The organism is Streptomyces sp. NPDC002309, from assembly GCF_053593375.1.
Genome location: NZ_JBSFCI010000046.1, coordinates 39,295 through 48,120, shown reverse-complemented (window position 1 = coordinate 48,120; position 8,826 = coordinate 39,295). Strand labels below are relative to the sequence as shown.

General features: G+C 74.1%; 8 protein-coding genes. 2 read left to right on the top strand and 6 right to left on the bottom strand.

Translation table 11 applies throughout. The features are described 5' to 3' along the window. Positions 1 to 12: 12 nt before the first annotated feature. Positions 13 to 153, top strand: a complete 141-nt coding sequence (locus ACWCPM_RS29700) for an FG-GAP repeat domain-containing protein (RefSeq protein ID WP_450979344.1) — start codon at positions 13 to 15, stop codon at positions 151 to 153. 236 nt (positions 154 to 389) lie between these two features. On the opposite strand, the gene ACWCPM_RS29695 is transcribed toward ACWCPM_RS29700, so the two are convergent. Further along, positions 390 to 683 carry a hypothetical protein gene (locus ACWCPM_RS29695; protein ID WP_450979341.1) on the bottom strand — a complete coding sequence of 98 codons (294 nt, stop codon included), beginning with the start codon at positions 681 to 683 and terminating at the stop codon, positions 390 to 392. 73 nt (positions 684 to 756) lie between these two features. Continuing rightward, the gene (locus tag ACWCPM_RS29690; protein WP_450979340.1) at positions 757 to 1,260 is read right to left on the bottom strand and encodes a hypothetical protein; all 504 of its coding nucleotides are present in this window, start codon (positions 1,258 to 1,260) and stop codon (positions 757 to 759) included. Positions 1,261 to 1,856: 596 nt separating this feature from the next. Between ACWCPM_RS29690 and ACWCPM_RS29685 the strand changes: the two genes are divergently transcribed. Beyond that, positions 1,857 to 3,422 (top strand): adenosine deaminase family protein, encoded by a 1,566-nt coding sequence (locus ACWCPM_RS29685; RefSeq protein WP_450979339.1) that lies wholly within the window; start codon positions 1,857 to 1,859, stop codon positions 3,420 to 3,422. On the opposite strand, the gene ACWCPM_RS29680 is transcribed toward ACWCPM_RS29685, so the two are convergent. The 4 genes from ACWCPM_RS29680 to ACWCPM_RS29665 all read right to left on the bottom strand — a co-directional run bounded on the left by ACWCPM_RS29680 (position 3,419) and on the right by ACWCPM_RS29665 (position 8,710). Next, entirely contained in the window at positions 3,419 to 4,132 is a 714-nt protein-coding gene (locus tag ACWCPM_RS29680) for an ANTAR domain-containing protein (RefSeq protein ID WP_450979343.1), read from the bottom strand. The genes ACWCPM_RS29685 and ACWCPM_RS29680 overlap by 4 nt on opposite strands. Positions 4,133 to 4,653: 521 nt before the next feature. Next, positions 4,654 to 5,691: a rod shape-determining protein gene (locus ACWCPM_RS29675; RefSeq protein ID WP_450979338.1), complete on the bottom strand. Its 1,038-nt coding sequence runs from the start codon at positions 5,689 to 5,691 to the stop codon at positions 4,654 to 4,656. 249 nt (positions 5,692 to 5,940) lie between these two features. Continuing rightward, entirely contained in the window at positions 5,941 to 7,269 is a 1,329-nt protein-coding gene (locus ACWCPM_RS29670; RefSeq protein ID WP_450979337.1) for a carboxyl transferase domain-containing protein, read from the bottom strand. Further along, positions 7,262 to 8,710, bottom strand: a complete 1,449-nt coding sequence (locus ACWCPM_RS29665) for an acyl-CoA synthetase (RefSeq protein ID WP_450979336.1) — start codon at positions 8,708 to 8,710, stop codon at positions 7,262 to 7,264. The genes ACWCPM_RS29670 and ACWCPM_RS29665 overlap by 8 nt, the downstream gene beginning before the upstream one ends. Positions 8,711 to 8,826: the final 116 nt, after the last annotated feature.

Below are 8,826 nucleotides of genomic sequence, written 5' to 3'. Positions count from 1 at the left end.
GGCGTCGGTGACATCACCGGGGACGGGAAGGCGGACATCGTCTCCCGTGACACCTCCGGAAACGTGTGGCGCAACAACGGCAACGGAAAGGGATCTTTCGGCGGCCGTACGAAGATCGCCACCGGCTGGCGGGGTTACAAGGGCATGTTCTGAGTCGGCCTCCGCCGCTGCCCGCTGCCCGCTGCCCGCTGCCCGCGGGCCCGGACGACATGGTGCGTCCGGGCCCGTTCCATGCCGAACGCCCCCGAACACCCCGTACCGGCCACAGAAGACCACGCTGCGGGGCGGCCGGAGCCGGCCGCCCCCAGTATCTGCCGGAGGAGGTGTTCGACCGGTTCCAGCAGTGCTGGGGCAGACGAGCCGACTACTGCGAGCGGCGTCCGGTCGCGTCAGGCTTCGGTCGTTGCCTCGTCGACCACGGTGAAGCCCAGTTGGCGAAGCAGCGAGACCGCGTGGCCCTCGCCTCCGGAGAACTCACCGGACTCCAGTTCGTCCTGTCCGGCCAGATAGCCGTGGGCGACGCCCACGATCGCCTTGGAGTCGTAGAACCTGCCGTCGTGCTGCAGGAGATAGCGACGAGCGCGCCCGAAGCCGTGCTTCTCGAGGAAGGCGTCGCGTCCCCGTCTGTCGCATTCCTCGATGGCCTGTATGACGGCTGAAGCGGTGATGTCCGTGAGTGCCATGAGGCGAACCATAGGTCACACCAGTGGCCACGCAGGCGGCCGTTGGCGGAATGCGGGGAGGTTGCTGAACTGCTCAGCGGGACCGTAGTGACGCCCCATGGCCGTCACTCTGGCGAAGCACCGTCACCGCTGCGGTGGGTGCCGGCCACGCTTGGACGAGGTACCACTCGGTCACCTCATCGGGAGCAAGGTCGACTGCGATGTCACGGCCAAGGGCGTGAACACGCAGTCGGTAGTCGCCGGGGCCGGTGAAGGACAGGACGGGGAGTTCTTCGTCCAGGTCGTCCATCAGGCCGCGGACCATGAGATCGCCCGACGCGGAGCGCGCCGAGATCTCCACGACCTCCTGCCAGTCTCCGCCGTCCGGCGCGGGTTCGGTCTCGTGGAGCGTGACACCGACTTTCACGTCGCCGGTGTGGATGCCGGTCAGGACGATGATGACGCCGTCCATGACCTGCACGAGTCCATTGTGTTTGTAGCTCAGTTCGGGGCCGGTCGGGTTGTCCTCGTCGCTGATGTGGAACTGGTGGTACTGGACCGGGACCGGCCTGCCGCTCCGTTCGACCTCATCGCTCATCTCGCGTTCCTCCGCCCGGTGGTGTGTCCTTACCGGGACCCTGGCAGAAAGTCCCGGTGTTCACGCCGGGGACGAATGGATCTCAAGAGCGTACTGACGTGCACCTTGGAGCGGTTGTGGTCGACAAGGCCGGAAACGTCGTGTCCGTCGGCCGCGACTGAGCCCGTTCCCCGAGAGGCGAATCACGCACATCGAGTACGACCGCGAGAACGACACCGCGTACGTCCCTCGTCGCGCACATCGCGGAGGGAGCCGCGGTCCGGCAGATCCCCGTCGACGGGGTCGGCGCGGAGGCCGAGGGGTTCCTCGACGTGGACGCGTCCGGGCGGCTGCTGGGCATCGAGGTCATCGGCGCCAGCGGGGCCCTGCCCGCCGAACTGCTGGAGCGGCCCTCCTCCACGCGCTGACGGGCCCGGCCGACGGTTCTCCGTCCGCCGGCTGCCCGCACCGGGGTCCGGCGGACGCGGGGCCACGAGGGCACCGATGACGCTTCAGCCGACCCGGCCCCCGTCGTCGCCTCGCCCACGAGGGTGGTCGTTTTGCTCGGGCCGACCGGGCCACGGGTCTCCGGGCGTTCGCCTGACGATGATGCGGGCGTGACCGTTGCGAACGTGCGCGCTCTGGCCCTGGCGCTGCTGACGTCCTCCGCCCTGCTCACGCCCGTGCCCGCCCGGGCGGCGTCCCCGCCGCGGCCGGTGACCGCGGCGGAGCGGGGTACGGACGCGTATCTCGACGCCGTCCGGGACGAACCCCGGCTCCTGGCCGACTTCTTCCGCCGGCTTCCCAAGGGCGCGGACCTGCACAACCACCTCTCCGGCGCGGCCTCCACGGAGCATCTGATCGAGCTGGCCGCCGAGGACGGGCTGTGCGTCGATACCGCGACGACCACCGCCGTCGCCCCGCCCTGCGGCCCCGGGACGCGGCCCGCCGTCGACGCCCGTACCGACCGTGCCTTCCACGAGGCGATCCTGCGCGCGTGGTCCCTGCACGACTTCCCGCCCGGCGGGAACGCCCACGACCACTTCTTCGCCACCTTCGGCAAGTTCGCGGCGGTGAGCGAGCCGCACCGCGGCCGGCTGCTCGCCGAGGTCGCGGACGACGCGGCGGCGCAGCACCAGTTCTACCTGGAGACCATGGTCACGCCGGTTCCCGCCGCCGCCGAGCGGCTCGCCGACGAGGTCGGCTGGGACGCCGACCTCGCGCGGCTGCACCGCAGGCTCACCGACGGAGGCAGGCTGGACGGGCTGGTGGCTGAGGCACGCGAGGAGGCGGACGCCGCGGACGCCGAGTTCCGTACCGCCGCCCGCTGCGGCAGCACCCGTGCGCGGCCCGCCTGCGCGCTGCCCGTCCGCTTCATCTCCCATGTGGGGCGCAACGGTTCACCGGAGCGCGTGTTCACCCAGATCGCCCTCGGCATGCGGCTTGCCGAACGCGACGCGCGGTTCCTCGGGGTCAACCTCGTCCAGCCCGAGGACGGGGAGGTCGCCCTGCGCGACTACCGCCTCCACATGCGCATGCTGAGACACCTGCGCGGCGTCCACCCCGGCGCGCGCCTCCCCCTGCACGCCGGCGAGCTGGTGCCGGGTCCGGTCAAGCCCCAGGAGCTGGCGTTCCACGTCCGGGAGGCCGTGCACGTCGCCGGTGCCGAGCGGATCGGCCACGGGGTCGATCTGGTCCACGAACACGACTGGCGGCGCACGGTGCGCACCATGGCCGCCCGCGAGATCGCCGTCGAGGTGCCGTTCACCAGCAACGCCCAGATCCTCGGCGTGACAGGCGCGGAGCATCCGTTCGACGTCTACCGGCGCCACGGCGTGCCCGTCGTGCTCGCCACCGACGACCCCGGGGTCAGCCGGACCGACATCAGCGCCGAGTACCGCCACGCCGCCGAGACCCACGGGCTGTCGTACCCGGAACTCAAGGACCTGGCGCGGGCCTCCCTGGAGTACGCCTTCCTGCCGGGCGGCAGTCTGTGGAGCGGCAGTCCCGCGCGGGACGGGTACCGGCAGGTGACCGCCTGCCGGGGCGAACGGCCCGGGGGCCCCGCACCCGGGGCCGGTTGCCGTCGGCTGCTGGACACCAGCTTCAGAGCGGCGCTCCAGTGGCGGCAGGAGGTTGCCTTCCGGCGGTTCGAGCGGGCGTTCGGTGGGGGTGGCGCCTAGGGCATGGGCCGGTGGGGACCGCTCCGTCGCGCCAGCGCCCGGCGCAGCGCCTCGCGTACCTCGCCGGGCGGGGGCGGGGCGTTGCTCGCGGCGCCGGAGGTGAGGGCCGCGGCCACCGTGTGGAGTTTGGTGTTGGACAGCTGGGAGGCCTCCCGCAGGATGTGCCACGCCTCGTCGGAGGTGCAGGAGTGGGTGGCCATGAGGATGCCGCGGGCCTGGTCGATCACGGGACGCGAGGCGATGGCACGGCGCAGGTGCTCGATCTCCTCGCGAAGTTCGTGGAGCTGCTGCGCGCGCTCCAGCGACACGGGGAAGGGCGGCGGCGCGGCGGGCGTGGGCGGGCCCGGGGGGTTCGGGTCCACGGGGCGCAGGGGGTCGGAGGTGTCCAAGCCGATCAGCTCCAGGACGCGGCGTGGCTGGCCGTGCCAGTTGACGGCGGAGACCGGGATCAGGTGCCGGTCCCCGTGGTCGCGCAGGGTGTCCAGGAACTGCCGCCCCGCCGTGTCCATGAAGATCACGCCGGCCATGTCCAGCACCACCCGGCCGGTGCGCGCGGGCAGTCCGGCCAGCGCCTCGGCCAGGATGCCGTCGCACCCGTGGACGATCTCACCCCGCGCGCGGAGCACGGCCCGGCCGGTGCCGTCCGCGCGCCCCTCGATGGTGAGGGGCTGCGACCGCTTCGCGGGCGAGTGTGGTGCCACTGGGGTCATGTCACCGCCTCCGTGGTCCCCGGAGCCGTGGACGGCCTCGACGTCCTGGTACGAGGTCACTTCCGCCCCCCCCGCTCCTCACGTTCCCGATGTCTTCCGGTGTTTCCCGATGTCGTGTGGCCCCTCCCGCCGCCCCGGTGCTGACCGTGCGCCTTCCCGGGCGGCGGCTCCCTACACCCCCGGGCCGTCCGGGGGGTGTGGATCCATCCGGCCACCGACAGCGGTGCGCACGGCGGCGGTTCGGGAGTGCCGCGGCTGTGCGCCGGGGACGGCACGGAGTGTGCGGGGTGTGCGACGAGGGACGGCTGACGGACCGGACCCGCCGACGGGGTGCCGCCCGGCCACCCGGGACCGGCGCGGGGGCGGGGTGCCGCCCGGCCACCCGGGACCGGGCGCGGGGGCTGCTGCTGGTGAACATGGTCGCCGAACGCGTGCCGGTGCACACCGGCGGGGGCGGGACGACGGTGCGCCGCTGGTTCGCGCGGCGCCGGCGGGTCCGTCCGCCGGGCCCGCGAGCCGGCTCAGTTGCCCAGCGGGTCCAGCTCCAGCGGTTCGATCCGGCCCTCCAGCATGGTCCCGAGGCCCTGGACCGCGCACACGTCGGGCCGCTCGGCGATGTGCACCGGCATGCCGGTGGCCTGCCGCAGCATCTGGTCGAAGCCGGGGAGCAGGGCGCTGCCGCCGACCATCATGATCCCCCGGTCGGCGAGGTCGGCCACCAGGTCCGGCGGGCAGTCCCGCAGCACCTTGCCGATGCCGTCCAGCACGGCGGTCAGCGGCGTCTGGATGGCGTCCCGCACGGCGGCGGTGTCGATGCGCACGCTGCGGGCGAGGCCGGTGGCGACGTCGCGTCCGTGGATCTCCGTGGAGGCCGGGCCCTGCGGGGTGAGGCCGTTGCCGGAGAGCGCGATCTGCAGGGGCCGTACCGACTGGCTCGGCAGCACCAGTTCGTGCTCGTGCCGCAGGTGCTGCACGATCGCGTGGTCCACCGCCTCGCCGCCGACCGGGATGCGCACGGCGGTGACGATCGAGCCGAGGGAGAGCACCGCGACCTGGGTGGCGGCGGCCCCGCACACCAGGACCATCGTCGCCTCGGGCTGCTCGACCGGGAGGCCGCAGCCGACGGCGGCGGCGATCAGCGTGTCGACCAGCTCGACGCGCCGGGCCCCGAGGCCCACGAGGGTCTCGATGGTCGCGCGCTGGGCGAGCGGATCGGCGTCGTGCGGGGTGCAGGCGGCCGCCCGCAGCCGGGGCTTGCGGCGCAGGTGCCGGCGCATCTTGTCGCCGAGCAGATGACGGAGCATTCGCTGGGCCATCTCGATGTCGACCACCGTGCCGCCGGAGACCGGCCGTACGACCCGGATGTAGTCCGGTGTACGGCCCGTCATCTGCTCGGCCAGTTCGCCGACCGCGATCAGCGCCCCGTTGCGGGTGTTGACGGCGGCGGCCGACGGCTGGTCCACGACGAGACCGGCGCCCCTGACGTACACCCGCGTCCGTGCCGCCCCCAGGTCGACGGCGAAGTGGCAGCGCCGCAGCTGTTCCAGACTGGCGGTCATGGCGGTCCTCCCGGGCGTACGAGCCGAGGTGCCGCCGGTCGGCGGGCCCTCTTCTGCATCGTGCGGGGGGTCGGACGGGCGCCGCCTTCTGGAGGGGGCCGGGCGGGGTGCCGCCGTACGGGTGGACCTGCGGGGCGGCGCGCCCGACAGGCTTGACGCGGGCGGCACCGCCGCCCTCGGGAAGGGGAGGCGGCGCCGTCGCCGTGCCCTGACCGTCGGACCGGCCGGACCGTGGGGCAGGCCGGACCGTCAGTCCTGCTCGCTCGTCCGTGCCATGCCCAGATCCACCAGGTCCTGCGGTCTGAGGCGGAGTTGACCGGCCGTCGACTCCACCTCTTCCGGCGGCCGCTTCAGGATCGCGGCGGCGGGCTCGGGAGCTATGACGGAGAAATAGCTGTCGGGAGTGGCCCAGGTGCTGCCCGGGGCGGCCAGGGCGAGCGCGCCGCCCGAGCCGCCCTCACCTATCACCAGGGTCGTGACCGGCGTACGGGCGGCGGCCACCGCGTCGAACACGTCGGCGATCGCCGCTCCCGCGCCCTGCCGCTCCGCTTCCGCGTCGTTCGCGGCGCCCGGGGTGTCCACCAGGGTCAGCACCGGGATGCCGAGCCGGTCCGCGAGCCGGATCAGCCGGGCCGCGGTGCGGTAACCGGCGGGGCGGGTCGCCGTCCCGGTCTGGGCGGCGTAGGCGACCGTGCGGCCCTCGTGGACGCCGAAGCCGCACAGCATCCCCTCGTCGGTGCCGCCGCAGCGGTCGCCGCTGATCGCGACCCGGTCGGTGAAGTAGGCGTCGAGGTAGCTCCGCGCGCGCGGGCGCTTCGGCGAGCGGGCGCGCAGGACCGCCTCCCACCCGGACGCGGGCAGAGCGGTCTCGCCCAGGGGGAGGGGCGGCGGCGCCGGTGCGGTGGACGAGGAGGTCAGCAACCGGAGCCAGCGTCCGAGCGTCGGCCGCAGCTCCCCCGGGTCCACGACGGCGTCGGCGGCGCCCGCCGCCACCTGGGCCTCGGCCGTGTACGCCGTCGGGTCCGCGTCGGCCGGGCGGACCCGGGAGCCCGCGAAGCCGACCTGGGCGCCGGGCAGCGCGAGGATCACGTCGGCGCCCGCGCCCAGGGTGGCCCAGCCGCCGCCCGTGGTGGGGTCGCGCAGGACGGCGAGCTGTGGCAGCCCGGCCTCACGGGTGAGCACCGACTGGCGGGCCACGCGCTGGAGTTGGGAGAGCGCGACCATGCCCTCCTGCATACGGCTGCCGCCGGTGGCGATCAGCGCGACGACCGGCAGCCGGTGGGCGCGGGCATGGGTGTGCGCCGCCTCCAGCCTGTCGCCGGTGCGTTCGCCGAGCGAGCCGCCGAGGAAGCCGAACTCGAAGGCGATCAGCACCGCCGGGGTGCCCTCGACGCGGGCGGTGCCGCAGACGACGGACTCCTCCTCTCCGGTGCGCTCGACCGCGCGGGCGCGAGAGGCGTCGTAACCCCGCCAGGTCAGGGGGCCGTCGGGTCCGGACGGCCGGACCGGGCAGGGGAGTTCGGTGAAGTCGCCGGTGACGAGGGCCAGGGCCGCCCGGGCGGAGGGGCGCTCAGTCATGGGTGCCCAGGGACCGCTTCATGATCTTCCCCATGTCGTTGCGCGGAAGCGCGTCGAGGTGGTGGACGACCCGTGGCCGCTTGTGCGGGGCGAGCCGGCGGGCGACATGATCGGCCAGTTCCTCGACGCCGGGCGGGGATTCGGGGTCGGCCGGGACGACCCAGGCGACGATCCGCTCCCCGAGGTCGGCATCGGGCTCCCCGGTGACGGCGGCCTCCCGCACCCCCGGGTGCTCCAGGAGCGCGTTTTCGATCTCACCGGCCCCGATCTTGTAACCGCCGCTCTTGATCAGGTCGGTGGCCTTGCGGCCGACGATGCGCACATAGCCGTCGGGGTCGCGCACCGCCATGTCGCCGGTGCGGAACCAGCCGTCGGCGGTGAAGGCGGCGGCGGTGGCGTCGGGACGGTTGAGGTACTCGGTGAACACGTTCGGGCCGCGCACCTGGATCTCGCCCACGCTCTCGCCGTCGTACGCGCCGAGGGGTGTCCCGTCGTCCTCCACCAGCCGCAGCTCCACGCCCCGCAGCGGGACGCCGACGGTGCCCGCGCGGGCCTCGCCGTCCGCGCGGACGGCCGTGTTCATCAGCGTCTCGGTCATGCCGTACCGCTCGACGACCCGGCGGCCGGTGGCGGCGGCGATCCGCTCGTGGTCGTGCACGGGCAGCGCGGCCGAGCCGGAGACCAGCAGGCGCGCCCCGGCCAGTGCCTTGACCAGCCCGGGGTCGGTGGGGAGCGCCTCGGCGATGCGGTGGTACATCGTCGGGACGCCGAAGAGCATGGTCGCGCCGGCACCCAGCTCCCGGGCGACGCCCTCGGGGCTGAACCGGCCGAGGTGGCGGACGGAGCCGCCGCGCCGGAGCGGGCCGAGGACTCCGAGGACCAGTCCGTGCACATGGAACAGCGGCAGCCCGTGCACCAGCACGTCGTCGCCGGTCCACCGCCAGGCGTCGGCGAGCGCGTCGAGGGTCGAGGTGATCGCGCGGCGCGGGATCACGGCGCCCTTCGGCGGGCCGGTGGTGCCGGAGGTGTAGACGACCAGGGCGGGCGCGGTGTCGTCCGCGTCGTCCGCCGGGGCGGTGCCGGACGCCTCGACGTCGACGTCGACGCGCGGCAGGCCCGCGAGCGCGGCGGGGAGTTCGACGCCGGGCGCGGTGAGCACGGCGTCCGGGGCGCTGTCGGCCAGGATGTGCCCGAGTTCCTTCTCACCGGACCTCGGGTTCAGCGGCACCGCGGCCACCTGGGCGGCCAGGGCGCCGACGGTGGCGACGGCGGTCTCCAGGTCAGGGGTCGCCCAGACCGCCACGCGGCCGGCGGTGCCGATCCGTTCGGCGACGGCACCGGACGCGGCGGCCAGTCGCGCGTACGTCAGGGAGCGGTCGCCGAAGGTCAGGGCGGGCTGCTCGGCCGGTCCTCGGTCGAGGGCCGGGAAGAGTGGGGACACGCGGCGTACTCCTTGGTCGTCGGTCGTCGGTCGTCGGTCGTCGGTCGTGTCGGAGGTTATGCGTCGGTCATGGTCGGCGCGGGTTCGGCGCGGGTCGGCCGTCGCGGTGGTGCGGC